Below are 23,678 nucleotides of genomic sequence, written 5' to 3'. Positions count from 1 at the left end.
CTCCCGCTCCGCCGGCCGCGCCGCCTGCGCCGCCGGCCGCGCCGCCTGCGCCTCCGGTTGCTCCTCCCGCTCCTCCGGTTGCGCCGCCTGCTCCGCCGGTTGCGCCGCCTGCTCCGCCGGTTGCGCCGCCTGCGCCTCCGGTTGCGCCGCCTGCTCCGCCGGCTCCGAACGGTGAGTGATCCGTCGCGCCGGGACGGGCGACTCGGCGTCGGCATCATCGGCGCCGGTCGCGTGGGTCCGGTCATCGGAGCGGCCCTCGCCGGGGCCGGGCATGCCGTCACCGGCATCACGAGCGGGTCGGACGATGACCGCGCGTCGGCGGTGCTCCCGGACGCGCCCGTGCTGGACGCGCTTGAGGTGGTGCGGCGCAGCGAGCTCGTGATCGTCGCTGTGCCGCACGACCAGCTGCCGTCACTGATCGCCGGCATCGCCGAGGTCGGCGGCTGGCAGCTCGGTCAGCTCGTGCTGCACACCGACCCCGGATACGGCATCGAGGTCCTGCGGCCCGCGGTGGAGAGTGGGGCGATCCCCCTCGCCGTGCATCCTGCCATCACGTTCACGGGCACGACGATCGACCTGCGTCAGCTTCAGGCCGGCTATGCCGCCGTGACGGCTCCGCCGGCCGTGCTGCCGATCGCACAGGCTCTCGCGGTGGAGATCGGATGCGAGCCGGTCGTCATCGCTGAAGCCGACCGCCCGGCCTATGCGGATGCGATCCAGACCGCGACCGAGTTCTCCCGCTCGATCATCGCCCAGTCCATCGCCCGCCTCGGCGACATCGGGGTGGAGAACCCCGGCGGATACCTCTCCGCACTGGTGCAGTCGACGGTCGAGCGCGCGCTGCGCGACGCCTCGGGTCCCACCCCGCTGCTGTGAGGTCAGCGGCCGCCGGAGAACCCGCCACCGCCCCCACCGCCGGAGAACCCGCCGCCGAAGGATCCGCCGGCGCTCGATGAGCTTCCGGCGCTCGGCGCGGAGTATGAGGCGGCGGCGTGCGAGGTCGCTGCGAACGCGACGAACTGCCCGCGGATGAACGGCGCGTTCGGATCGCCGATCCACGAGGCGCCGCGCTGCTCATAGGCGTACACGCTCTCGAGCACCGCGCCCCACTCGTCCTCCATCCCGAACAGCATCGCGTAGGGGAGGAGACGCTCGTACACGAGGATCACGTTCGCGGTTCCGTCGGTGCGCCGCTCGGCGCCGGAGTACGACTGCAGCATCTGCAGCCTGTCAGCCTCCGCGACCCTGATGAACTCCTTCACACCGAGGAGGTACTCGTACTGGCGAGCGCCCTCAGGGGTGAGCACGGTGTGCTTCGAGAAGCTGTAGAGGCATGACAGCAGCACGAGGAAGACCCCGAAGGCGATCGCGACGAAGGCGGGGATCGCCGTGACTCGTCCGGCGATGAGCCCCCAGAGTCCCAGCGCGAAACCGGCCAGCACGACGGCGATCGCGCACCACTGCAGGATCATCGCCGCGCGGCTGCGCTCCTTCGTCGTGAGTCCCCGTGATGCGGCGGCCTCCACGCCGCTCTGAGCGAGCGCCTTCATACGCGCGGCGAACGTCTCGCTCTCCGCGGGAAGGTCCGCCATGCCGTCGGCATCCGCTTCGGCGAAGAGGGCATCCATCGCCTCGCCGTCGAGCGGGTCGGGGATCCGAGCACCGGGAAGCCGTCGCAGTCGTGGCTGCTCCGGTTCGGCGCCCTCCTCGATCCGCAGCATGCCGCGCACGGCGAGGTGCACGATCTCGGCGGGGATGGCGTCCTTCGATCCCGGCACGACTGCGGCGGCGATCAGCGGCGGCAGCGAGTCGGGCACGTCGTACTGCGCGATGACGACGCCGCTCGCACGTCGACGGGACCGCCGGAACGACGACACCGCGAACCAGCTGCCGACCGCGAGTCCGAGACCGCCTACCGCTGCGATGGCCGGCACCGTGTCGGTGACCGGGTCAGGGCGGCGAGCTGCGGGTTGCAGGGCAGTGCCGGATTCGAAGCCGACGGCGACGGTGACGCCTTCGCCCGCAGCGAGCTCCGTCGCCTCGACGCTGTAGCGGGAGCCGTCGGCGGATGCCGCCAGGTCGCACTCCTCGCGCGAGCCCGAGGGGCCGACGTAGCAGCGCGTGCTGCCGGTCAGCCGGTCGGTGAGGGTGGGGTCGAGTTCGACATCCGCCCGGAAGGACTCGATTCCCTGGGTGCTGTCGAGCGGCAGGAGGTCCCAGTAGAACTCGTCGACGCCGGAGTCGGCGGCGATGATCACGTCCCGCATCTCGTACTCGATGACGTAGGTGGTGAGGCCCCGGACGTACTCGTCATCTCCGGTCAGGATGTACAGCAGGCCATCGTCCTCGTCGGTCTCGTACGGCACGGGCGTGCCGGCGTCGTCGGTGACGGAGAGGACGGTGACATCGAGCCAGGCATCCTCGTAGGTCGTCGGGAGTCCGCGGACGATGCCCTTGTTCTGGTCGGTGTCGGGGAACCGCGCGGTCAGCGTCTCGGTGACGTGCAGGTCCGCCCGGCCCTCATCATCGAGTCCCACCTCGAACACGGATTCCCAGGACGCGTACGAGAAGTCGTCGACGTCGACGTCCGCGGTCGCGGAGGCCGCGGCCGACGTCGCCGCGGCGGGAGCGATGAGGGCCACCGCGGTGAGGACGGCGCTCGCCGTCGCACAGACGACGGAGGCGCGGACGAGGGAGGGGGCGACGCTGTGGGCTGCCATGTTCCGAGGCTACCCAGACGATGCCGCAGGGCGGGGCAGCGGACCTCGGTAAACTGGAGACGACTTTCAAGGAGCCCCCGAATGACTGACGCGTCTGCCGCGCCCGAGCCGGCCACCGCCGCCACCGAAGAAGACGTCCACGAGCAGAAGGCCGTGCGTCTCGCGAAGCGCGCGCGTCTGATCGCCGATCGTGCGGATGCCGGTGGTGGCGCCTTCCCGGTCGGCGTCCCCGTCACCCACCAGATCCCTGCGCTGCGCGCGGAGTACGGCGACCTCGAGGCGGGGGCCGAGACCGGCGTCATCGTCGGCGTCGCCGGTCGTGTCGTCTTCAGCCGCAACACCGGAAAGCTCTGCTTCGCCACCCTTCAGGCCGGTGACGGCTCACGTATCCAGGCGATGATCTCGCTCGCGAACGTGGGCGAGGAGTCGCTGGCCGACTGGAAGGAGTACGTCGACCTGGGTGACCACGTCTTCGTGCACGGTGAAGTCATCTCGAGTCGCCGCGGCGAGCTGTCGATCATGGCCGACGAGTGGGCCATCGCCTCCAAGGCGATCCTCCCGCTGCCCAACGCCTACTCGGAGCTCAGTGAGGAGGGCCGGGTCCGCAGCCGCTACCTCGATCTGATCGTGCGCGAGCAGGCGCGCAGCACCGTGCGCGCCCGCGCGGCCGTGAACGCCAGCCTCCGCGCGACGTTCGGGAGCCACGACTACCTCGAGGTCGAGACGCCGATGCTGCAGGTGCAGCACGGCGGCGCCTCCGCCCGTCCGTTCGTGACGCACTCGAACGCCTTCGACACCGAGCTGTATCTGCGCATCGCGCCGGAGCTGTACCTGAAGCGCGCCGTCGTCGGCGGCATCGAGCGGGTGTACGAGATCAACCGCAACTTCCGCAACGAAGGCGCGGACTCCACGCACAGCCCCGAGTTCGCGATGCTCGAGGCCTACCAGGCCTACGGCGACTACAACCAGATGGCCGCGCTCACGCAGGAGCTCGTGCAGCAGGCCGCGATCGCGGTCGCCGGGTCGACGACGGTCACGTGGGCCGACGGCACCGAGTACGACCTCGGCGGCGAGTGGGACCGCATCTCGATGTACGAGTCGCTGTCGGCCGCCTCGGGGCGTACGGTCACCCCGCAGGACTCGGTCGAGGACCTCATCGCCTTCGCCGAGGCGAGCGGCGTGGACCTCCCGGCCCAGGCCACGCACGGCAAGCTCGTCGAAGAGCTGTGGGAGCACTTCGTGAAGGGCGACCTCGTGCGTCCGACGTTCGTGATGGACTTCCCGGTGGACACCTCGCCTCTCGTGCGCGAGCACCGCTCGATCGAGGGTGTCGTGGAGAAGTGGGACCTGTACATCCGCGGGTTCGAGCTGGCCACCGGATACTCCGAGCTGGTCGACCCGGTGATCCAGCGCGAGCGTTTCGTCGAGCAGGCGAAGCTGGCCGCCCGCGGAGACGTGGAGGCCATGCCCGTCGACGAGGAGTTCCTGCGCGCCCTCGAGCACGGCATGCCGCCGTCCGGCGGCATGGGAATGGGCATCGACCGCCTGCTGATGGCGATCACGGGCCTCGGCATCCGCGAGACCATCCTCTTCCCGCTGGTCAAGTAGCGTCTGGGACGCCGCGGCGGAACGCCCACTCGGGCAGCACCGCGGCGCTGATCATCGTCTCGAGGAGGGCCGCGAGACCGTACTCGGGGTCGATCGCGCGCACCAGGTCGAGGTGGTGGGCGGCATGGCTGGAGCGACCCAGCGCCCACGAGAGCCAGGCCGCGGCGGTGAGGGGTGCCGGTCTCGACGCTCGCGGCGCACGGGCCGCGAGGTAGCGCGCGAGCGTGAGAGCGGTTCGGAGCCGCTCGGAGTCGGGGGCCGGGCCCCTGCCGAGGAAGACGTCTCCGAGATCGTCGGGGAACGCCTCGCCCGTGTCCGCGAACGAGAGCTGTGAGCGGAGGGTCCGCATCCCTCCGGAGATGTCGGTCGCCCACTGCGTCAGTGCGACGTCGCGGAAGATCGGTCGGTCGAGACACCAGAGCAGCGCCGCGGTGGCGAAGGTCGGCAGATCATCGGGGGAGCTGAGGACGGACTCGAAGAACGCAGGCAGGTCTTCGAGCAGCACCAGCGCGGCGATCGCCTGCGGGTCGGCGCGAGCGGTTCTGTGGGGTGCACCGTCGTCGAGCAGCGCGGAGAGCTGGATCAGGGCCCGTCCGACGCGCTCCTTCTCGGCGAGGTCCGCCGGGTCGAGACGCGCACCGGCGAGGTGATCGCCCGAGACATCGCCGATGCCGGACACCGACGGCGGCTCGCGGTCGAGGACATGCAGTTCAGGTTCATCAGCCAGATAGCTCGACCACCCGGCGGCCGTCACGCAGAGGGCGTCGACGATGCGGAGCCCGGCGTCGTCGGCACGGCGGAGAAGCTCGTCGACCTCGACGGCGAACGGCAGGACCAAGCCGTCGCGAGTGGCCTGAGCCTGATCGTCGGTGTAGACGACGACGGCGACGGCATCCGTCCCGTCGATGCGGGACACGAGTCCGATCGCTGCATCCGCATACTCCGGGAGGCCGACGTCGTCCCGGGGCAGATCGAGGCGCATCGCGCCATGCGTGCGCGAGCCGTGGAAAGGGAGGAGCACAAGACTCTCGGTGGGGGTGAAGCCCGCCAGGGAAGGGACGATGCTGAGGAACTCAGCGGAGCCGGAGGCTCGGAGCAGGGTGGTCATCCCGAGAGTGTCGTCGAAGGGTCGGCGCCGTCGGGGCGGATCCACAGCATGCGCACCCGGATCGGGAGGACCGCCGGATGTGCAGGAGCAGTGAGCCCTCGAACGGCCGGTCGCGTACCATTGGACGCATGGAGAACTTCTGGCTTGCGGCGGCGTGGTCGATCATCCCGACCATCGGCGTGAGCGTGGTCTTCTTCTTCGTGCTCCGCGGCATCCTGCGGTTCGACCGCACCGAGCGCAAGGTGCACGCACGCATCGAAGCCGAGGAACGCGCAGCTCGCGGCCTGCCGCCGCGCCCCTGAGCAGCGTCCGACCCATCGGCTACTGTGTAGCCAGCGCACCGTCACCGGTGCCCACTGAGGCGCGTGCCGTCGAAGTGCCGACCCGTCGAGAGGACGAGGTATGACACCCGACACCTGGGCGTGGTGGATCGCGGCGTTCCTGCTCGTCCTCGACCTGACGATCCGCATCACGGCGATCATCGTGATCCCCCGCAACCGCCGCCCCACGGCTGCGATGGCCTGGCTGCTGGCCGTGTTCTTCATCCCGTTCGTCGGCGTCCTCCTCTTCCTGCTGATCGGAAACCCGCGCCTTCCGCGCGCCCGCCGGCGCAAGCAGGACCAGATCAACGAGTACATCGCCGAGACGAGCGAGCATCTGCACTTCGGCACGCTGCGTCCCGACGCCCCGAGCTGGTTCCCCCCGCTCGTCGAGATGAACCACCGTCTCGGCGCGCTGCCCATCTCGGGCGACAACGGTGCGCATCTGATCGCCGACTATCAGGACTCCCTCGATGCGATGGCGGAGGAGATCCGCAAGGCACAGGACTACGTCCACGTCGAGTTCTACATCCTGCAGTCCGACGCATCGACCGACAACTTCTTCCGCGCGATGGAGGAGGTCGCGGCGCGGGGCGTGCACGTCAGGGTCCTGCTCGACCACTGGGCGAACCGGTGGAAGCCGAGGTATCGCGAGACCATCGCGCGGCTCAACCGGATGGGCGCCGACTGGCATCTGATGCTCCCTGTGCAGCCGCTCAAGGGGCGCATGCAGCGTCCCGATCTGCGCAACCACCGCAAGCTCGTGGTCGTCGACGGCAAGGTCGCCTTCCTCGGCTCGCAGAACGTCACGGATTCGACGTACAACCTCCCCAAGAACATCAAGCGCGGTCTGCACTGGGTCGACCTCATGGTGCGCATCGACGGTCCCGTCGTGCTGAGCGTGAACGCCATCTTCCTCAGCGACTGGTACAGCGAGACCGACGAGGTGCTGCAGGAGATCGACATCTCGCACGCCGAGGCCGGCTCCGGCGACCTGGACTGCCAGGTCGTCCCCTCCGGGCCCGGCTTCGAGGTCGAGAACAACCTCCGTCTCTTCCTCGGACTGCTGTACGCGGCCAAGGAGCGCATCATGATCGTGAGCCCGTACTTCGTGCCGGACGAGGCGCTGCTGCTCGCCGTCACCGCAGCGGTCGACCGGGGAGTGGCCGTCGAGCTGTTCGTCTCCGAAGAGGGCGATCAGGCGATGGTCTATCACGCCCAGCGCAGCTACTACGAGGCATTGCTCAAGGCCGGGGTGCGCATCTGGATGTACCCCAAGCCCTACATCCTGCACACGAAGAGCCTGACGATCGACGATCAAGTCGCCGTGATCGGGTCGAGCAACATGGACATGCGCTCTTTCGGTCTCAATCTCGAGGTCTCGATGCTCGTGCGCGGCGAGGAGTTCGTCGCCGAGATGCGCGCGGTCGAAGACGAATACCGGTCGCTCAGTCGTGAGCTGACGCTGGAGGAGTGGATGCAGCAGCCGCTGCGGTCCACGGTCCTCGACAACCTCGCCCGGCTCACCTCGGCACTGCAGTAGCGGATCCGTCAAGGGGGTACTCGCGCAGGGTGCCCCCGATACCCTGTGTGCATGGCTTCCCCCACGCGCCTCCTCGCTGCATCCCTGTCCGCACTCGCCGCGGTCGTGCTCCTGGCCGGCTGCACGATCGGCCCAGGGGCGACAGCCCCGCAGACGACGTCCGATCCGTCGAGCGGGCCGGGGCAGCCGTCCGACGACTCCGATGATCTCGAGGGTGCGCTGCTCGACGACGGCCGCATGTTCGCGATCGTGACCTGGGGCTCCTCCACCTGCATCCCGCAGGTGGACGAGGTCACCGCCGAGGGGCAGACCGTCACGGTCACCCTCGTCGAGCCCTCCTCCACGGACGAGGACGCGGCCGCCTGCACCTCGGACATGGCGCCGCGAGCGAGCGTCGGAGCCCTCCCCGAAGGCGTCGATCCGACCGCAGAGGTCACGCTGCAGGTCACCTACGGCGACATCGTCGGTGACGTCGATGTCGACGGCGACCCCGCCTTCTCCGGCACGCCGGGCTCGTCGACCGAGTACACCCCGTCCGCCGCGTGGTACGACGACGGCGCCCTCGTGCTGCTCACCTGGGGGTCCTCCAGCTGCGCCCCCGTCGTGGAGAGCCTGGAGGGATCGGGCGCGACAGGCACGGCCACGTTCGCGACCGATGACTCGAAGGTCTGCACGATGGACATGGCGCCCCGCGCGACCATCGTCGACTTCGGCGAGGACCAGGTCGACGACGACGCGTTCACCCTGACTCTCGTCGGCGGTGGGCTCGACGGAACGGTCGACGTCCGAGGCTGACTCCGGCTGACGGCGTCCGCCGACCTCCAGCCCTTCAGAGGGTGGCGACCGGGTGGTCGGCGGGCAGCGCCAGCAGGAGCGCCGCCGGATCGACCCGGCAGGTGACGCGCACCGCGGTGCCGAACTCGTCGCCGTCGAGCTCGATCGGCGTGGGCTTCGTCGCGGCAGCCTCGGCGGCGAGGCCCCGGAAGTAGTGCACGGACGCGTCCTTGCCGCGTCGATCCAGTACCCGGCGTCCGGCGCGCGAGCGACGCAGCACGGAGTTGTCCCACCAGATCTTGCGCCACACCCCGAGCCACCCGAGCACTCCCGTGGGCTGGATCACCGCCACGTCCAGAACCGCGTCGGTGATCGACGCGTCCGGGATCAGCGCGATGCCGGCAGGCAGCAGACCGCAGTTCGCGAACAGGATGCTGTGCACCTTGGTGGAATGCAGGCGGCCGTCATCGATCTGGAACACCGCTCGGAACGGCTCGGCGGTCACGAGCGACCTCGCGGCCCCGTCGACGTAGGCGATCCAGCCGACCGACCTCTTCAGATCGGAGCGGGTGTTCGCGATCATGTCGGCATCCAGGCCCATCCCGGCGAGGACCACGAACGCGTGCTCCTCCTGCTCGCCGTCGGCGCGCGTGAGCCGTGCCCAGCCGATGTCGATCGCGTGCCGGAACTCGCCCAGGGCGGCGCGGATCATCTCGTCGGCGTCGCCGAGGGGAAGCCCGAGATTGCGCGCGAGCAGGTTGCCTGTGCCGCTCGGCAGGATGGCGAGAGGCACCCCGCTGTTCGCGATCGCCTCCGACACGGCGCGCACCGTGCCGTCTCCGCCCGCCACAAGCACGACGTCGACCTCGCGCTCGAGCGCCTGCGCCGTCGCCTGCTGACCGGGGTCCTCGACGGTGGTCGGATAGAAGGCCGGATGCTCCCAGCCCGCCTCGCTCGAGAGCGTGCGGACCCGGGCGCGCAGGTGCTTCTCATCGACCTTGATCGGGTTGTACACGAGCGCCGCCTGTCGCCGGGAGGGGGCGCTCATCGTCATGGCGCTACTCTAACGCGGCATCGGGGCCGTCTCGGCGCGGCTGCGGGCGGCGGGGCTCCCCATAGACTTGGGGGATGATCGACCTCGCACTCCTCCGCGAAAATCCGGAGATCGTCCGCCGTTCTCAGGCCGCCCGTGGCAATGACCAGGGCACCGTCGACGCCGCGCTCGAGGCGGATCGATCGCGGCGTGCGGCGCTCGCCGCATTCGAGGAGCTGCGCGCCGAGCAGAACGCGTTCGGCAAGCGGGTCGCGCAGGCGCCGAAGGACGAGAAGGCCGCGCTCGTGGCCCAGGTCAAGGATCTCGCCGACCGCGTCAAGCAGGCGCAGCAGACCGCGAACGAGGCGGCGGATGTGCTCGCGACAGCGCTCGCGCGCATCGAGAACGTCGTCATCGACGGCGTCCCCGCCGGTGGGGAGGCCGACTTCGTCGAGCTCCGCCGGGTGGGCGACGTTCCGGCGTTCGACTTCGAGCCCCGTGACCACCTGGAGCTCGGCGAGATCCTCGGTGCGATCGACATGGAGCGCGGCGCGAAGGTGTCGGGCGCGCGCTTCTACTTCCTGCGCGGCATCGGGGCGCGCCTCGAGATCGCCCTCATGAACCTCGCGCTCGACAAGGCGCTGCAGAACGGCTTCGTGCCGCTGATCACCCCCACGCTGGTGCGTCCGGAGATCATGCAGGGCACCGGCTTCCTCGGCGAGCACGCCGACGAGGTCTACCACCTCGACAAGGACGACGACCTCTACCTGGTCGGCACCAGCGAGGTCGCTCTCGCCGGGTACCACAAGGACGAGATCCTCGACCTGGGCGCGGGCGCACTCCGCTACGCCGGATGGTCGACCTGCTACCGGCGCGAGGCGGGATCGCACGGCAAGGACACCCGCGGGATCATCCGGGTGCACCAGTTCAACAAGCTGGAGATGTTCGTCTACACGAACCCCGAGGATGCCGAGGCCGAGCACCTGCGCCTCGTGGCGCTGCAGGAGGAGATGCTCACCGCACTCGGCCTGGCCTACCGCGTGATCGACGTCGCAGCGGGCGACCTCGGCTCCAGCGCCGCCCGCAAGTACGACATCGAGGCGTGGGTCCCGACGCAGGGCGCGTTCCGCGAGCTCACCTCGACGTCGAACTGCACCACGTACCAGGCACGCCGTCTCGACATCCGCCACCGCCCGCAGGTGCAGGACGGGCAGACGGCCAAGACGCAGCCGGTCGCGACCCTCAACGGCACCCTGGCGACGACCCGGTGGATCGTGGCGCTGCTCGAGACCCACCAGCAGGCCGACGGCTCGGTGCGGGTGCCCGAGGTGCTGCGGCCGTACCTGGGTGGGCTCGACGTCCTGGAGCCGACGGCATGACGTCGCGCTGGCTCGTCGGTCTCGACGTCGACGGCACGATCCTGCTGCAGGACGAGTCGATGAGCCCGGGAGTGCCCGAAGCCGTCGCCCGTCTGCGCGACGCGGGGCACGAGGTCACCATCGCCACCGGGCGGAGCTGGATGGCGACCGAGCGCTACGTCGACGAGCTCGGTCTGACCCCGCAGTTCGTGGTGTGCTCGAACGGCGCGGTGACCATGCGCCGTGCGGGCGACGGGTGGGAGAGGTGGCACATCGAGACGTTCGACCCGTCACCCGTGCTCGCCCTGCTGCGTGAGCGTCTGCCTGACGCGCGGTACATGGTCGAGCTCGGCTCGGGGCAGCGGCTGTACACCCAGCATCTCGACGACTGGACACTCGACGGCGGCCGACAGGTCGGTTTCGAGGAGCTCGTCGCGGAGCCGGTCTCGCGCGTCGTCGTCGTGTCGCCGGGGCATGACGAGGAGGACTTCCATCGCCTCGTCGCGGATGCGGGCCTCAACGAGGTCTCGTATGCGATCGGCTGGACGGCGTGGCTCGACATCGCGCCCCAGGGCGTGGACAAGGGCACGGCACTCGAGCGGGTGCGCACCGAGCTCGGCTTCGAGCGCGGCGAAGTGCTGGTCGCGGGCGACGGACGCAACGACATCGGCATGTTCGGGTGGGCGCTCGGGCTCGACGGGCGGGCCGTGGCGATGGGACAGGCGCCGATCGAGGTGAAGCAGGCCGCCGGCGAGGTGACCGGTGACGTGGAGGACGGCGGTCTCGCGGCGGCGCTGAACACGCTTCCAGCACCCGCCCAGGTCAGCGCGGGAGAATAGTTCTCGGCTAGACTCACGGCTTGTCGGCAGATTCGTCTGTCGGGAGGGTTGTCCGAGCGGCCGATGGAGCTGGTCTTGAAAACCAGTGGGCAGAGATGTCTCGTGGGTTCGAATCCCACACCCTCCGCTGTACAGGGCACGGTGACCCCCCGCACCGCACGCTGAATCGAAAGGCCCCGAGTGAGTCCCCACACGCGACGCCGCCGCACCATCGCGCGCCACGGTCAGCTGCGCACTCCCGGACCCGTCAACCAGCTCCTGAAGTTCATCGCCATCGGCCTGGCTGTCGTGCTCGTGAGCGGTCTCGGAGTGGGCGCGTACGTGTTCTACGACCTGTCGACCACGGTGACCGCGAACGCCGTCGAGCTCGACGGCGAGGAGGAGCTCCCGCCGAACATCGGCGAGTACAAAGAGGGCTTCAACCTCCTGCTGACCGGCGTCGACACCTGCGAAGAGGACTACAAGGAGTACTTCGGCGACCGCTGCACGGGCAGCGACTCCGAGGGCACCCTCAACGACGTCAACCTCCTCGTGCATGTGTCGCAGGAGCCCCGTCGGATCACGGTGGTCAGCTTCCCCCGTGACCTCATGCTCGGCATCCCCGAGTGCGAGGACGCCAAGGGCGAGGTGCACTCCGCGATGAGCAAGCAGCCACTGAATGTGGCGTACACGGACGGCGGCCTGAACTGCGTCGCCAAGACCATCACCCAGCTCACCGGCCAGGAGATCCAGTTCGCGGCTTCCGTGACGTTCGGCGGCGTGATCGAGATCACGAACGCCGTCGGAGGCGTCGAGGTGTGCCTCGCCACACCGATCAAGGACTGGTACACGGGCCTGGACATGTCGGCGGGCACGCACACGGTGAAGGGCCTGCAGGCGCTGCAGTTCCTGCGCACCCGGCACGGTGTCGGAGACGGCAGCGACCTCGGCCGCATCGGCAACCAGCAGCAGTACATGTCGAGCCTCGTGCGCAAGCTCATCAGCAGTGAGACGCTCGGGAACGCGCCGATGATGCTGAAGCTCGCCAACACGGGCCTGCGCAACGTCGAGGCCAGCAACTCGCTCGCCGACCCGATGAAGATCGTGCAGATCGCGCTCGCGGTCAAGTCCGTCCCGTTCGAGGACATCGTGTTCCTCCAGTACCCGACGGTCGACGACTGGGAGGACTCCAACAAGGTCGTCGCGAACGAGTCGGCCGCGCAGGAGATGTGGGACGCGATCAACGCCAACGCCCAGCTGCAGGTGACCTACGAGAACACTGACAGCGACGGCGTCGTGGTCACCGACCCCGTCCCGGCCGATGCAGGCGGCGCGGCGACCCCGGCTCCCACGAGCACCCCCGACAACGTCGTGGCCCTGCCCGACACGATCAAGGGCAACTCGGCGGCGCAGCAGACCTGCTCGAACGGCAACGGCGGCTGAGAGCCGGTCCGGATCAGTCCTTCGGCTTCGGCGGGTAGAGGACGTCCATCAGTGCCTCGATGATGCCGGGCATGTCGACGGTGGGATCGATCATCCACTGGATCTGCAGGCCGTCGGACACCGCCTGGATCACTCGCGCCATGGTCGCCGGATCGAGCACGCCCTGTCGGCGGTCGTCGCGGTCGAAGGCGTCGGCGATGCTCTCACGCAGCCGTTCGCTGCGGTCGAGGAAGTACTGATGGGCCGGATGCTCCGGATCCACCGCATCCACGGCGAGGCGTGAGAACAGCTCGACGATCCCGGGGACCTCGGTGTTGTGTCGGATGACGTCGACGAACGCGGCCTTGGCGTCGCTCGGGTTCGCCGGGTGGGGAGCCATCAGGTCGCGCTCGTCGCGGGCGCGCAGCACCTCGGTGAACAGCTCCTCCTTGCTGCCGAAGTAGTGCAGGAGCGCGGCCGGGGTGACGCCGACGACCTCGGCGATCTGCTTGAGCGATGCATTCTGGTACCCACGCCGGCCGATCACATCGAGCGCGCTCTCGAGGATCTCCTCGCGCCTGGCGACGCCCTTCGCGTATGAACCTCGTCGTGCCATGCTCCGAGCGTAATCCTGAACAACGTTTGAAATCCAATACCTACTCGCATATAGTTTTCGCAAGACACCGCTGTCGCCCGCGAAAGGAACACCATGACCGAGTCCTCGGCCTCCGACCTCACTCTCGAAGAGAAGGCATCGCTCACCAGCGGGGCCGATTTCTGGACCACGAAGGCGGTGGACAGAGTCGGCATCGCCTCGATCATGATGACGGACGGTCCGCACGGGCTCCGCAAACAGGCCGGAGGCACCGATCACCTCGGGCTCGCGAGCAGCGTGCCGGCGACCTGCTTCCCGCCGGCCGTCGGCATCGGCTCGTCGTTCGACCCCGAGATCATCGAGCGCGTGGGGGCGGCGATCGGTGTGGAGGCGGCGATCGAGGACGTGGCGATCGTGCTGGGTCCCGGCATCAACATCAAGCGCTCGCCGCTGTGCGGGCGGAACTTCGAGTACTTCTCCGAAGACCCCCTCGTCTCGGGCGTCCTCGGGGCGGCGTCGGTGCGCGGGGTCCAGTCTCAGGGCGTCGGCTCCTCGCTCAAGCACTTCGCCGCGAACAACCAGGAGTTCGACCGGATGCGTGCGAGCTCCGACGTCGACCCCCGGCCGCTGCACGAGATCTATCTGCGCGGCTTCGAGCGCGTCGTCACGGACGCGCAGCCGTGGACCGTGATGTGCTCGTACAACCGCATCAACGGCGTCTACGCCTCGGAGGACCCGTGGCTGCTCACGCAGGTGCTGCGGGACGACTGGGGCTTCGACGGCCTCGTCGTCTCGGACTGGGGAGCGGTCAACGACAGGGTCGCGGGCGTCTCGGCGGGACTCGACCTCGAGATGCCGTCCTCCGGTGGGCGGACGGATGCCCAGCTGGTCGCCGCCGTGCGGGCGGGAGAGCTGGAAGAGAGCGTGCTCGACACCGCCGCGCAGCGGGCGATCGATCTCGTGCGCAAGGCCGAGCGCCGACCCGCCGTCACCGGACCCCTCGACGTCGACCGTCATCATGCACTCGCGCGGGAGGCCGCAGGTCGTTCGATCGTGCTGCTCAAGAACGAGGGCGGGGTGCTCCCTCTCGCTCCCGAGCAGAACGTGGCGGTGATCGGCGCCTTCGCGACCGAACCGCGTTTCCAGGGCGCCGGCTCCTCGCTGATCAACCCGACCAGGGTCGACAACGCCCTCGATGAACTGCGCGCCGTCGGCGGCGACCGCGTCACGTACGCCGCCGGATTCGCCGTCGAGGGCGGTGCCGTGGCGGCATCCGGTCGCTCCGAGGAAGAGCTGCGAGCCGAGGCGGTCGCTGTGGCATCCGCCTCCGATGTCGCCGTCGTGCTGCTCGGGCTCCCCGCCGCCGAGGAGTCGGAGGGCTTCGACCGCGAGCACATCGACCTCCCCGCAGACCAGCTCGCCCTGCTCGACGCCGTGATCGACGCGAACCCCACGACCGTCGTCGTGCTCTCGAACGGCGGAGTCGTGGCGCTGCCGTTCGCAGACCGCGTGCCGGCGATCGTGGAGACGTGGCTGCTCGGGCAGGCCGGCGGCGGCGCCGTGGCCGACGTCCTGTACGGCACGATCAACCCCTCGGGCAAGCTCACCGAGACCGTCCCGGTGCGTCTCGAGGACAATCCCTCGTACGGCAACTTCCCCGGTGAGTTCGGCCATGTCCGCTACGGCGAGGGCGTGCTCGTGGGCTATCGCTGGTACGACGCGAAGGGTCTCGACGTCACCTTCCCGTTCGGGCACGGAATCTCGTACACGACCTTCGAGTACGGACAGGCCTCGGTCACCTCGGCGGCCGACGGCGACCTGGTCGTGAGCGTCGACATCACGAACACGGGCGAGCGCGACGGCCGTGAGATCGTGCAGGTCTACGTGGCTCCCGTCGCCTCTGCGGTGCAGCGCGCCCCGCGCGAGCTCAAGGCGTTCTCCTCGGTGGCGCTGGCCGCAGGGGAGACCCGCACGGTCGACCTGATCGTCCGCCGCGAGGACCTCGCGTACTGGGATGTGCGCGTGGACCGCTGGATCGTCGAGACGGGGACGTACCGCGTCGAGGTCGCGGCGTCGAGCCGCGACATCCGCTCGACGTCGACCGTGGACGTCGAGGGCGACGTCGTGTCGCTGCCCCTGACCATGGAGTCGTCGATCGGCGATGTGATGGCGCATCCGGTCGCGGGTCCCATCGTGATGGGGGCGCTCGGCGGCTTCCTGGGAGAGCTGAACGGGGCGGACTCCTCGGCGGCGTCGATGATGCCGAACGACGAGGCGATGGAGAAGATGATGGCCTCGTTCCCGATCGGGCGCCTGATCGGCTTCCCCGGCATCGAGGTGACCCACGATCAGGTCGAGCAGCTCCTCGCGGGCGCGAACGCGGGAACGCTCTCGCAGGCCTGATCGGATGCCGACGGAACGGTGTGCTCAGGCAGGAGGCGTGAGCACGCCGTTCCGGCGACGCGGCAGTCGCGCGAGCGACTCGTCGTGCGGAACCTCCCCGCCCGCTCCCGGAGCTGCTCGAGAGTGTCGACGGTCATGACGGGTCCTCTCGGATGGCGTCGGTGGAGGGGGCGGATTCAGCGGAGAGCAGCGGTGCGAAGCGGAGACCGAGCCCTGGATGCGGGTTCTCGACGAGGTGGCCGTGGGCGATGGTCACCGGCGACGGATCGACGAGGGCGCCGAGCGCTCCGAACCCGGCATCCTCGACGTCCTCCACGAGGATCTCGTGGCCGGTCGCCGGCAGCGCCAGCGCGAGCTGGCCGGAGAGCTCGGGCAGGAGGTGCGGATGCAGGGCGGCACCGTGCGCCGCCGCCCGTTCGGCGATGCGGAGGAACGGGGTGATGCCGCCGACCCGCACGATGTTGGGCTGCACGATCTGCGCGGCGCCGGCGTTGAGGAAGTCGTCGAACCGGTGCACGGTGTGCAGGTTCTCGCCGAGGGCGATCGGCACCTCGATGCGCCGGGCGAGCTCGGCGTGCCCCGCGAGGTCGTCGGCGCGCAGCGGCTCCTCGATCCAGGCGAGCTCGAAGGCCGACAGCGCCTCGATCGACGAGGTCGCCGTGGCGAGGTCCCACCGCTGGTTGGCGTCGATCATCAGGGCGCGGTCCGGTCCCAGGAGCGCGCGCACCGCGCCCACCCGCTCGACGTCCTCGGCGAGATCGGGCTTACCGACCTTGATCTTCACCGCCTCGAAGCCGTCGTCGATCCAGCGCTGCACCTGGGCGAGCAGGTCGTCCAGGGAGTAGTGCAGGTTCACTCCGGATCCGTAGGCCCGCACACGCTCGCGGTGGCGGCCGAGCAGCTGCGACACCGAAACGCCGGCCGCTCTGGCCTCGGCATCCCACAGCGCCAGATCGAGCCCTGCGAGCGCGATCGTCGTGAGGCCGCCGCCTCCTGCTTCATGCAGGTGCTCCCACATGTCCGGCCAGAGGATGCCGGGAGTCGCCGCGCGACCGATCGCCGCCGGGGCGATGTCGTGATCGAGGAGCGCCTGCACCGCGGGCGCCCCGATCTGCGGACTCCAGGAGAACCCCCACCCTTCCGCGCCGTCCGAGCGCACGACATGGGTCGCGACCACGCCCACCGAGGTCACGTCCGAGGCCCACGGGCGCGTCAGTGGCACCCGCTGGAGGCGCGTCGTGAGGCTGCGGACGGTCGTCACAGCAGCGCGCGTCCCGCCGCGAGGATGTCGGCCAGTCGGGCCTCCTGGGCCGGAGACGGATCGACGAGGGGCGGGCGCACCGAGCCGACCGCGAGGCCCGAGAGGCGGAGCCCCGCCTTGATCAGCGAGACGCCGAACCCGGGGGCTTCATCGCGCAGGTCGACCAGCGGGCGGTAGAAGCCGTCCAGGAGTGCGAGGCGTCGGGCCTCGTCGCTGTCGACGTAGGCGCGGTAGTAGGCGTTCGCGAGGTCTGGGGCCATGGCGAAGGCGGCGGACGAGTACAGCGGCACGCCGATGCCCCGGTACGCGCCCTGCGTGAGCTCGGCGGTGAGCAGGCCGTTGAAGAACGCGAAGTCGGCGCGCCCCTCCTCGGCGACGGCGCGCACGATCGACTGCGTGGCGCCGATGTCGCCCGTGCCGTCCTTGAAGCCCACGACCCTCGGGTTCGCGACGAGTCGCCGCATGGCCGGGACCGAGTACTGCGCGCTGCCGCGGTGGTACACGATCACGGGGAGGTCGGTCGCGGCGGCGAGCTGCTCGACGTAGGCGATTAGCCCTTCCTGCGTGCCGCCGACGAGGTAGGGCGGCAGGATGAGCAGCGCGTCGGCACCGGCATCCGCTGCGCCCCGGGCGACCTCCACCGCGTGCCCGAGCGGCCCGCCGGCTCCGGCGACGACCGGCACGCGTCCGGCTACGGCCGCGACCGTCGTGCGAGTGACGGCGGTGGCCTCGCTCGCCGACAGGGCATGGAACTCGCCGGTCCCGCACGCCGGGAAGACGCCCCCGGCTCCCGCCTCCACGCCGGTGGTGACGTGCGCGGACAGCAGGTCGTGATCGAGGGAACCCCGCGTGGAGAACGGGGTCACCGGGAAGAAGAGGATGCCGTCGAAGTCCAAGTCGAGCCTTTCAGCAGGCGGAGGCGGAGGCGGAGGCGGTCGTGTGGGCGGAGACGGTCGCGAGTTCGGTGCGCCAGCTCCGAGTCGGGCGCCAGCCGAGGAGCCTCGCAGCCTTCGCGGAGGAGAAGGCAGGGGCGCTCGTGGTGAGGGCAGTCGCTGCCTGCTCCGTGCCGGGGTGGAACTGCGGCAGCAGCTCGCTCAGCGGGCGCCGGGCGAGCGCGTCTTCGGCTCCGACGAAGAACACCTCGCCGTTGGGGATGTCGTCGAGGGCGCTCAGGAGCGTGTCGGCGAAACGCGCGACATCGCGGGCGTCGACATAGTTGAACAGCGCGGGAGCCGACAGCGCAGGGTCGTCGAGGCGCTGGAGCACCGTGTGGCCCTGCTGGGTGGGGGCGCCAGCCCACTCGTCGGGGGTGATCACGTAACAGGGCCGGAAGGAGGCGAACCGGACGTCGTCGCCGGTCTGCCTACGCAGCATCGCGACGGCCTGCTCGATCAGCAGCTTCGACAGCGCGTAGGCGTTCCACGGCTCGACCCGCGACGTCTCATCGAGCGGAAGGCGCTCGGGAGTCCAGCCTCGGGGTGCGCCGTAGCCGATCACGGTCGGGCTGGATGCGGCGACCACGCGGCGGATGCCTGCGCGTACCGCTCCGCCGAGCACCGACTGGGCGAGTGCGGCGTTCGTGCGGAGAATGACGTCCTCGGGCGCGCTGAACGGCACGGCGATCGCCGCGAGGTGGATCAGCGCGTCGGCCCGGGTGTCGGCGAGGGTCGACGCCGTGGCATCCGCATCCTCGAGGTCGAGAGCGGATTGCGTGACCCCCGCGCGGTCGAGGTGCTGCGTCGGCTGCCGGTCGAGCGAGACGATCTCGTGCCCTGCGTCCGCGAGGCCCGTGACGAGTGTGCGCCCGAGCCTGCCGGAGCCGCCGGTGACGACGATCCTCATCCGTCGGCCAGGAGGGCGATGCCGAGGTCCGAGACCTTCACCGGCAGCCCTGTCTCGAGTGAGCGGTTGCCGGCGATGCCCACGGCGATCGAGCGGATGCCGTCCGACCAGTCCGCCGGTCGGGCCAGCGGATCGTCGCCCGGTCCGACGAACACGTCGGAGAGCAGCAGCTCGTCACCGCCGCCATGGCCACCGTCGCCCCCGTCGATCGGCACCTCGTAGGCCGCCTCCCAGTGCCGCTGCACGATCAGCCGCTCGCCTTCGGGGCGAAGGGCGGTCGTGCCGTCGCCGCCGGAGAGACTCGGGTCGATGTGCGGATGCAGTCCGTCGCCGGCGAGCACGGCACCGCGTTCGATGACCTCGAGCTCGGCCCGGCCGAGGGTGCCGTTGACCGCGACCCGATACCCCTCCCAGGGCGAGTGCGCGTTCAGCGAGTACGACATCGTCGCCCCCGAGGCGTAGTCGACGACGAGCGCCAGGTTGTCCTCGATCGTGATGCCCGCACTGAAGACGTCGAGATCGCGCCGGTAGCCGTCGTGCTGCTCGGCGTCGAGGTACAGCGCGGTCAGCCGCTCGTCGGTGCGCAGGTCGAGCTCGAACAGGTCGCCGCCGTCGTGCGTGCCGCGAGCGGGCCGCTCGCCGAGACCGCGCCGTGCCGCGTTCTCCGCACCGTAGAACCGCAGTCCGCCCGACGCGAAGACACGGGTCGGCTGCGAGCGGATCCACCAGTTCACCAGGTCGAAGTGATGGCTGGACTTGTGCACGAGCAGACCGCCGGAGTTCTTCTTCTCGCGGTGCCAGCGGCGGAAGTAGTCCGCGCCGTGATTCGTGTCGAGCATCCAGGAGAAGTCGACGGAGGTGACCTCGCCGATCGTGCCGTCCTGGATCACCCGGCGCAGGGCGCTGTTGCGGGGCGAGTAGCGGTAGTTGAACGTGAGCACCACCTGCCGGCCCGTGCGCGCGACGGCATCTTCGATCCGGGCGGCGCTCGCCGCATCGATCGTGAGCGGCTTCTCGACCACCACATCGGCGCCGGCCTCGAGCGAGCGCACGATGAGCTCGGCGTGCAGATCGTCGCGGGAGCAGATGATGACGCGGTCGACGCACTCCTCGCGGATGACCTGCTCGAGCTCTGCGGGACCCGCGAGGCGAGGTGCCGGTGTCCCTGTTTCGGTGACACGGGCGGCGTGGTAGGCCGCCCGCACCGGGTTCGGTTCCACGATCGCGACGAGCTCGGCGCGGTCACGGTGCGCGCCCACGATCGCCTCGACGTACATCTGCGCGCGGACCCCGGCACCGGCCAGGGCGTAGCGGGTCTTCGTCATCGTGATCCTTCGGTGATCTCGAACTCAGGAAACGTTTTCTCGACGATAGCACAGGGCGGATCCGAGGGTGCTGGGCCCGTCGGTGCTGGGTCGGTCGGGCGCTGTGCCCGTCAGTCGCTGTGCGGGATCGCCGTGCTGCCGCGCACGATCAGAGTCGGCGTCAGTGTGAGCATCGGTGTCGGCTCCTCGGCGGTGAGCTGCGCGTGCATCGCCGCCCAGGCCGCCTCGCCGAGCTCCACCGCCGGAACCGCGGCCGTCGTGAGGGGCGGCGAGGTGTAGGCGGCGAACGGGATGTCGTCGAATCCCGTGATCGACAGCTGCCGGGGCACGTCGACACGGCGGATCGTCAGCGCCGACAGGAGACCCATCGCGACGAGATCGTTGTAGGCGATGACCGCGGTGGCGCCGGTGGCGAGCACCCGGTCGGCGACGGCGGTGCCGCTGTCGAATGCGACGCCCGCGGTGATCTCCTCGACCTCGAGCCCCTCGCCGTCCCGGACTGCCGCTGCGATCGCCGCCTGCCGCGCTCGGTGGGTCACGCTGCGGGTGGCGCCCGCGAGGTAGACGAGCCGGCGGTGGCCGAGAGCGGTCAGGTGGTCGAGGATCTGCCGCATGCCCGCCCCGTAGTCGGCGCCGACGACGGGGGCGCCGACCTGCGGTCCGCGGTTGACGACGACGGCGGGGGAGAGCGCCGGCAGCATCTCCGCGAGCTCGTCCTCGGACATGCGCGGCGCGCACAGGATGACACCGTCGGTGCGCAGCCGCGTGGCGCGGGCGAGCGCATGCTCCTCGTCGAGGTCCTCCCGCGAATCCGCGACCAGGACGTGGTAGCCGTCGGCGGTGGCGGCTCGGCTGAGTCCGCGCAGGATCGCCTGGAACGTCGGGTTCTCCAGATCCGGGATGACGACGGCGACCGTCTGGGTGCGGCCGAGCACGAGGCTCCGCGCGACGGGACTCGCGGTGTAGCCGAGTTGTGCGGCCGCTGCTCGCACTCGCTCGGCGAGCGCAGGATCGACGGTCGGGTTGCCGTTCATGGCCCGAGACACGGTCGAGAGGGACACCCCGGCGAGCTTCGCGACGTCGGTGATCCCGGGGCGTGCGGCGCGTGCCATCCGCATCCCTCCGTCGACTCCGCCCGCGATCGGCCGCGGCTGTCGTCATACTACGAGAAAACGTTTTGCGAGGAGAGGGTCGTATGGCCGGAGCATCCGAGGATCGCGTCGAGAAGCAGGAGAGAGTGGCGCGCGTGCGCCGGGAGCTCGGTGGCGAGCCGCTTCTGCTCACCTCGCACGAGGCGGTGTCGTGGTACCTCGACGGCGTACGCACCCACGTGTCGTCGGCCGGACCGCCGGTGCTGGCCGTGCGGGCCTCGAACGACGGGGATGCGCTCTTCGTCGCCGACAACGAGGCCGACAGGCTGATCGCGGAGGAGCTGCTTCCGGAGGACGCCGAGCGGGTCATTCGTGTGCCGTGGTGGATCCCGCCGTCGATCGCAGCGGCGGAGCAGCCGGCAGTGGCGGAAGCGGAGGCCGCCGTCCCGCTTCGGGCGGCTCGCGCCCGGTTGCTGCCGGGGGAGCGGGGGCGCTACCGCGCACTCGGACGCGAGACGGCCGAGGCGCTGACGGACGTGCTCGGCGGGGCGGGTCCCGCGGAGAGCGAGCGGGCGGTCGCAGCAGGGGTGTCCGCTGCGCTCGTCGCGCGCGGAATCGATCCGCTGGTCGTGCTGGTCGCCGGCGCCGCACGCCAGGCGTTCCGGCATCCCCTGCCCACGTCCGGCGTGCTGGGCGCACGCGCGATGGTCGTCGTGTGCGGGCGACGGGACGGGCTGATCGCGAACGCGACGCGGTGGGTCGGCGAGCCGGTCGACGAGGAGCCGTTGCTGGGCGTCGAGCGCGCGTTCCTCGACGCGTCCGCGCCGGGAGCGCGGTTGTCGGACGCCTTCGCCGCGGGGACGGCGGCATACGCACGGTTCGGCTTCGATGCCGACGAGTGGCGACGGCATCATCAGGGCGGTCCGACCGGCTATGCCGGGCGCGACCCGCGCGCGACCGCATCCACGGACGACGTGACCGTCGAGCATCAGGCGTTCGCGTGGAACCCGACCGCGCCGGGGCTCAAGGTGGAGGACACCATGCTTCTCGCCCCGGAGGGATGGGAGGTCCTCACGGTCGATGACCGGTGGCCCTCGGTCGAGTACGAGGATCTGCAGCGTCCGATCACGCGGCCCTATGGAGGGCGGCGCTGAGACAGGGCTGCCGAGGCATCCGACTGCTGCTGAACGCATGCTCGGATGACGGATGCATGCTCGGATCGGCGATCAGGGCAGGCAAGTGTTTTCCGGGCATGCACGTGGTCGGAACCGTGGCCGAGGCGCCGTGGCCGAGGTGGCGGCGTGTGCGGGAGTGAGGTCAGCCGCTGGTCGAGCGACGGACGATGAGCTCAGGCGGGAACACGGTCTGACGGGGGATGCTCTCGGGATCCGCTGCCTCTTCGAGCACGATCCGCAGCGCGGTGCGGCCGATCATGCGGCTGGGCTGGCGGATGGATGACAGCGGTACAGCCGCCGCTGCCGCGAACGGGTTGTCGTCGAACCCGATCAGCGCGATCTCGTCGGGCACGAGGACCCGCCCTCCCGAGACGAGCGACTGCAGCAGGCCGAGCGCGAGGAGATCGTTCGCGGCGAACAGCGCATCCGGCCACTCCCGTCGGGGGCGGGTGAGCAGGCGTGCACCGGCCGCAACTCCCTCCTCGACGGTCATCGCCGAGGTGGGTACGACCTCGAGCTCGATGTGCACGGCCGCGTTCTCCGCGGCCGCTCTGGCGCCGGCCAGGCGATCCGTGACCTGGCGGATGTCGAAGGGGCCGCCGACGAACGCGATGCGCCGCCGCCCTCCCTCGATCAGATGCTCGACCGCCAGTCGTCCCCCGGCGACGCTGTCGACCGAGACCGACGAGAAGCCGCTGTCGGCGCTGAACCTGTCGACGAGCACCGTCGCGATGCCGCTCGAGCGGAACCGGCGCAGCTGCGTCATGACGTCGCCGTACGGGGCGATGAGCAGCCCGCGCACCTGCTGCTCGCGGAACAGGTCGAGGTAGACCTTCTCCCGCGAGGGGTCCTCATCGGTGTTGCCGTACAGGATGGCGATGCCGTGGCTGGATGCTTCGTCCTCGGCACCGCGGACCACGTCGTTGTAGAAGGGGTTCTGCCCATCGAGCACCACGAATCCCACGGTCGTGCTCACGCCGGCGCGGAGCTTGCGCGCGGCGTCGTTGCGCACGTAGCCGAGTTCCTCGATCGCCTGGGTCACGCGTTCGACGGAGTCGCTGGAGACCTCGTCAGGACGGTTCAGGACGTTCGAGACCGTGCCCACCGAGACGCCCGCGCGGACGGCGACATCGCGGATGCTGATCGGCATTCGGCTGTCCTCTCGTCGTCGGGCGGATCACGCTTCGGCATCGGGGGTTGACCTGAGACCGGCATCACATACACTAGCCTGAAACGAGCTTGAATCGATTCAGGTAAAGTTCATTCCGATCATCATCCCCCT

20 protein-coding genes and 1 tRNA gene are annotated in these 23,678 nt (G+C 70.0%); 11 read left to right on the top strand and 10 right to left on the bottom strand.

All coding sequences use genetic code 11. The features are described 5' to 3' along the window. The first annotated feature begins 171 nt into the window (after positions 1–171). The gene (locus ACESK8_RS16365; protein WP_372969580.1) at positions 172–876 is read left to right on the top strand and encodes a DUF2520 domain-containing protein; all 705 of its coding nucleotides are present in this window, start codon (positions 172–174) and stop codon (positions 874–876) included. Positions 877–878: 2 nt separating this feature from the next. Here the strand turns inward: ACESK8_RS16365 and ACESK8_RS16360 are convergent, their stop codons facing one another. Then, positions 879–2,720, bottom strand: a complete 1,842-nt coding sequence (locus ACESK8_RS16360; RefSeq protein WP_372969579.1) for a DUF2207 domain-containing protein — start codon at positions 2,718–2,720, stop codon at positions 879–881. Positions 2,721–2,801: 81 nt separating this feature from the next. Between ACESK8_RS16360 and lysS the strand changes: the two genes are divergently transcribed. Next, positions 2,802–4,328 carry a lysine--tRNA ligase gene (lysS, locus tag ACESK8_RS16355; RefSeq protein ID WP_372969578.1) on the top strand — a complete coding sequence of 509 codons (1,527 nt, stop codon included), beginning with the start codon at positions 2,802–2,804 and terminating at the stop codon, positions 4,326–4,328. Here lysS and ACESK8_RS16350 read toward each other — a convergent pair. After that, positions 4,321–5,436 (bottom strand): DUF4192 domain-containing protein, encoded by a 1,116-nt coding sequence (locus ACESK8_RS16350; RefSeq protein ID WP_372969577.1) that lies wholly within the window; start codon positions 5,434–5,436, stop codon positions 4,321–4,323. The genes lysS and ACESK8_RS16350 overlap by 8 nt on opposite strands. Positions 5,437–5,564: 128 nt before the next feature. Here ACESK8_RS16350 and ACESK8_RS16345 point away from each other — a divergent pair, with 128 nt between their 5' ends. From ACESK8_RS16345 to ACESK8_RS16335, 3 genes are all read left to right on the top strand, one after another. After that, positions 5,565–5,738: a hypothetical protein gene (locus ACESK8_RS16345; protein ID WP_167347454.1), complete on the top strand. Its 174-nt coding sequence runs from the start codon at positions 5,565–5,567 to the stop codon at positions 5,736–5,738. A gap of 100 nt (positions 5,739–5,838) precedes the next feature. Continuing rightward, positions 5,839–7,299, top strand: a complete 1,461-nt coding sequence (gene cls / locus ACESK8_RS16340; RefSeq protein WP_372969576.1) for a cardiolipin synthase — start codon at positions 5,839–5,841, stop codon at positions 7,297–7,299. Between the two features lie 51 nt (positions 7,300–7,350). Next, entirely contained in the window at positions 7,351–8,094 is a 744-nt protein-coding gene (locus ACESK8_RS16335) for a hypothetical protein (RefSeq protein ID WP_372969575.1), read from the top strand. Positions 8,095–8,128: 34 nt separating this feature from the next. Here ACESK8_RS16335 and ACESK8_RS16330 read toward each other — a convergent pair whose 3' ends face one another. Then, on the bottom strand, positions 8,129–9,127 hold the full coding sequence (locus ACESK8_RS16330) for a diacylglycerol kinase family protein (protein ID WP_372969574.1): 999 nt from the start codon (positions 9,125–9,127) through the stop codon (positions 8,129–8,131). Between the two features lie 74 nt (positions 9,128–9,201). Between ACESK8_RS16330 and serS the strand changes: the two genes are divergently transcribed. The 4 genes from serS (at position 9,202) to ACESK8_RS16310 (ending at position 12,725) form a co-directional block, all read left to right on the top strand. Next, positions 9,202–10,485 (top strand): serine--tRNA ligase, encoded by a 1,284-nt coding sequence (gene serS, locus ACESK8_RS16325; RefSeq protein WP_372969573.1) that lies wholly within the window; start codon positions 9,202–9,204, stop codon positions 10,483–10,485. Further along, a complete protein-coding gene (locus tag ACESK8_RS16320; RefSeq protein WP_372969572.1) occupies positions 10,482–11,303 on the top strand; it encodes an HAD family hydrolase in 822 nt (273 codons plus the stop codon). The genes serS and ACESK8_RS16320 overlap by 4 nt, the downstream gene beginning before the upstream one ends. 42 nt (positions 11,304–11,345) lie before the next feature. Continuing rightward, positions 11,346–11,430 (top strand) — tRNA-Ser (locus ACESK8_RS16315). 53 nt (positions 11,431–11,483) lie between these two features. Then, the gene (locus tag ACESK8_RS16310) at positions 11,484–12,725 is read left to right on the top strand and encodes an LCP family protein (RefSeq protein ID WP_372969571.1); all 1,242 of its coding nucleotides are present in this window, start codon (positions 11,484–11,486) and stop codon (positions 12,723–12,725) included. A gap of 13 nt (positions 12,726–12,738) precedes the next feature. Here ACESK8_RS16310 and ACESK8_RS16305 read toward each other — a convergent pair whose 3' ends face one another. Further along, positions 12,739–13,320 carry a TetR/AcrR family transcriptional regulator gene (locus tag ACESK8_RS16305; RefSeq protein WP_372969570.1) on the bottom strand — a complete coding sequence of 194 codons (582 nt, stop codon included), beginning with the start codon at positions 13,318–13,320 and terminating at the stop codon, positions 12,739–12,741. Between the two features lie 93 nt (positions 13,321–13,413). On the opposite strand from ACESK8_RS16305, the gene ACESK8_RS16300 reads away from it, so the two are divergent. Continuing rightward, the gene (locus tag ACESK8_RS16300) at positions 13,414–15,702 is read left to right on the top strand and encodes a glycoside hydrolase family 3 C-terminal domain-containing protein (RefSeq protein WP_372969569.1); all 2,289 of its coding nucleotides are present in this window, start codon (positions 13,414–13,416) and stop codon (positions 15,700–15,702) included. Between the two features lie 133 nt (positions 15,703–15,835). Here ACESK8_RS16300 and ACESK8_RS16295 read toward each other — a convergent pair whose 3' ends face one another. The 5 genes from ACESK8_RS16295 to ACESK8_RS16275 form a co-directional block, all read right to left on the bottom strand. Next, positions 15,836–16,963, bottom strand: a complete 1,128-nt coding sequence (locus ACESK8_RS16295; RefSeq protein WP_372969568.1) for a mandelate racemase/muconate lactonizing enzyme family protein — start codon at positions 16,961–16,963, stop codon at positions 15,836–15,838. Then, the gene (locus ACESK8_RS16290; protein ID WP_372969567.1) at positions 16,960–17,859 is read right to left on the bottom strand and encodes a 5-dehydro-4-deoxyglucarate dehydratase; all 900 of its coding nucleotides are present in this window, start codon (positions 17,857–17,859) and stop codon (positions 16,960–16,962) included. Before ACESK8_RS16290 ends, ACESK8_RS16295 begins: the two co-directional genes overlap by 4 nt. A 10-nt stretch (positions 17,860–17,869) precedes the next feature. Continuing rightward, positions 17,870–18,805 carry an NAD-dependent epimerase/dehydratase family protein gene (locus ACESK8_RS16285; RefSeq protein ID WP_372969566.1) on the bottom strand — a complete coding sequence of 312 codons (936 nt, stop codon included), beginning with the start codon at positions 18,803–18,805 and terminating at the stop codon, positions 17,870–17,872. Then, positions 18,802–20,130: a Gfo/Idh/MocA family protein gene (locus ACESK8_RS16280; protein ID WP_372969565.1), complete on the bottom strand. Its 1,329-nt coding sequence runs from the start codon at positions 20,128–20,130 to the stop codon at positions 18,802–18,804. The genes ACESK8_RS16285 and ACESK8_RS16280 overlap by 4 nt, the downstream gene beginning before the upstream one ends. Positions 20,131–20,240: 110 nt before the next feature. Next, positions 20,241–21,242, bottom strand: coding sequence for a LacI family DNA-binding transcriptional regulator (locus ACESK8_RS16275; RefSeq protein ID WP_372969564.1), 1,002 nt, complete (start codon positions 21,240–21,242; stop codon positions 20,241–20,243). Between the two features lie 83 nt (positions 21,243–21,325). On the opposite strand from ACESK8_RS16275, the gene ACESK8_RS16270 reads away from it, so the two are divergent. Then, positions 21,326–22,375 carry a M24 family metallopeptidase gene (locus ACESK8_RS16270; RefSeq protein ID WP_372969563.1) on the top strand — a complete coding sequence of 350 codons (1,050 nt, stop codon included), beginning with the start codon at positions 21,326–21,328 and terminating at the stop codon, positions 22,373–22,375. A gap of 163 nt (positions 22,376–22,538) precedes the next feature. Here the strand turns inward: ACESK8_RS16270 and ACESK8_RS16265 are convergent, their stop codons facing one another. Then, a complete protein-coding gene (locus tag ACESK8_RS16265) occupies positions 22,539–23,546 on the bottom strand; it encodes a LacI family DNA-binding transcriptional regulator (RefSeq protein ID WP_372969562.1) in 1,008 nt (335 codons plus the stop codon). Positions 23,547–23,678: the final 132 nt, after the last annotated feature.

This window comes from Microbacterium sp., assembly GCF_041641055.1.
GTDB lineage: Bacteria > Actinomycetota > Actinomycetes > Actinomycetales > Microbacteriaceae > Microbacterium.
This window is presented reverse-complemented; position numbering and strand designations above follow the sequence as displayed.

What these genes read in the sequence shown, in the direction of transcription:
- ACESK8_RS16265 (WP_372969562.1), bottom strand. Translation starts at nt 23,546, where the DNA reads ATGCCGATCAGCATCCGCGATGTCGCCGTCCGCGCGGGCGTCTCGGTG.
- ACESK8_RS16350 (WP_372969577.1), bottom strand. Translation starts at nt 5,436, where the DNA reads ATGACCACCCTGCTCCGAGCCTCCGGCTCCGCTGAGTTCCTCAGCATC.
- ACESK8_RS16360 (WP_372969579.1), bottom strand. Translation starts at nt 2,720, where the DNA reads ATGGCAGCCCACAGCGTCGCCCCCTCCCTCGTCCGCGCCTCCGTCGTC.
- ACESK8_RS16270 (WP_372969563.1), top strand. Translation starts at nt 21,326, where the DNA reads ATGGCCGGAGCATCCGAGGATCGCGTCGAGAAGCAGGAGAGAGTGGCG.
- ACESK8_RS16300 (WP_372969569.1), top strand. Translation starts at nt 13,414, where the DNA reads ATGACCGAGTCCTCGGCCTCCGACCTCACTCTCGAAGAGAAGGCATCG.
- serS (WP_372969573.1), top strand. Translation starts at nt 9,202, where the DNA reads ATGATCGACCTCGCACTCCTCCGCGAAAATCCGGAGATCGTCCGCCGT.
- ACESK8_RS16305 (WP_372969570.1), bottom strand. Translation starts at nt 13,320, where the DNA reads ATGGCACGACGAGGTTCATACGCGAAGGGCGTCGCCAGGCGCGAGGAG.
- ACESK8_RS16330 (WP_372969574.1), bottom strand. Translation starts at nt 9,127, where the DNA reads ATGACGATGAGCGCCCCCTCCCGGCGACAGGCGGCGCTCGTGTACAAC.
- ACESK8_RS16280 (WP_372969565.1), bottom strand. Translation starts at nt 20,130, where the DNA reads ATGACGAAGACCCGCTACGCCCTGGCCGGTGCCGGGGTCCGCGCGCAG.
- lysS (WP_372969578.1), top strand. Translation starts at nt 2,802, where the DNA reads ATGACTGACGCGTCTGCCGCGCCCGAGCCGGCCACCGCCGCCACCGAA.
- ACESK8_RS16335 (WP_372969575.1), top strand. Translation starts at nt 7,351, where the DNA reads ATGGCTTCCCCCACGCGCCTCCTCGCTGCATCCCTGTCCGCACTCGCC.
- ACESK8_RS16320 (WP_372969572.1), top strand. Translation starts at nt 10,482, where the DNA reads ATGACGTCGCGCTGGCTCGTCGGTCTCGACGTCGACGGCACGATCCTG.
- ACESK8_RS16285 (WP_372969566.1), bottom strand. Translation starts at nt 18,805, where the DNA reads ATGAGGATCGTCGTCACCGGCGGCTCCGGCAGGCTCGGGCGCACACTC.
- ACESK8_RS16345 (WP_167347454.1), top strand. Translation starts at nt 5,565, where the DNA reads ATGGAGAACTTCTGGCTTGCGGCGGCGTGGTCGATCATCCCGACCATC.
- cls (WP_372969576.1), top strand. Translation starts at nt 5,839, where the DNA reads ATGACACCCGACACCTGGGCGTGGTGGATCGCGGCGTTCCTGCTCGTC.
- ACESK8_RS16275 (WP_372969564.1), bottom strand. Translation starts at nt 21,242, where the DNA reads ATGGCACGCGCCGCACGCCCCGGGATCACCGACGTCGCGAAGCTCGCC.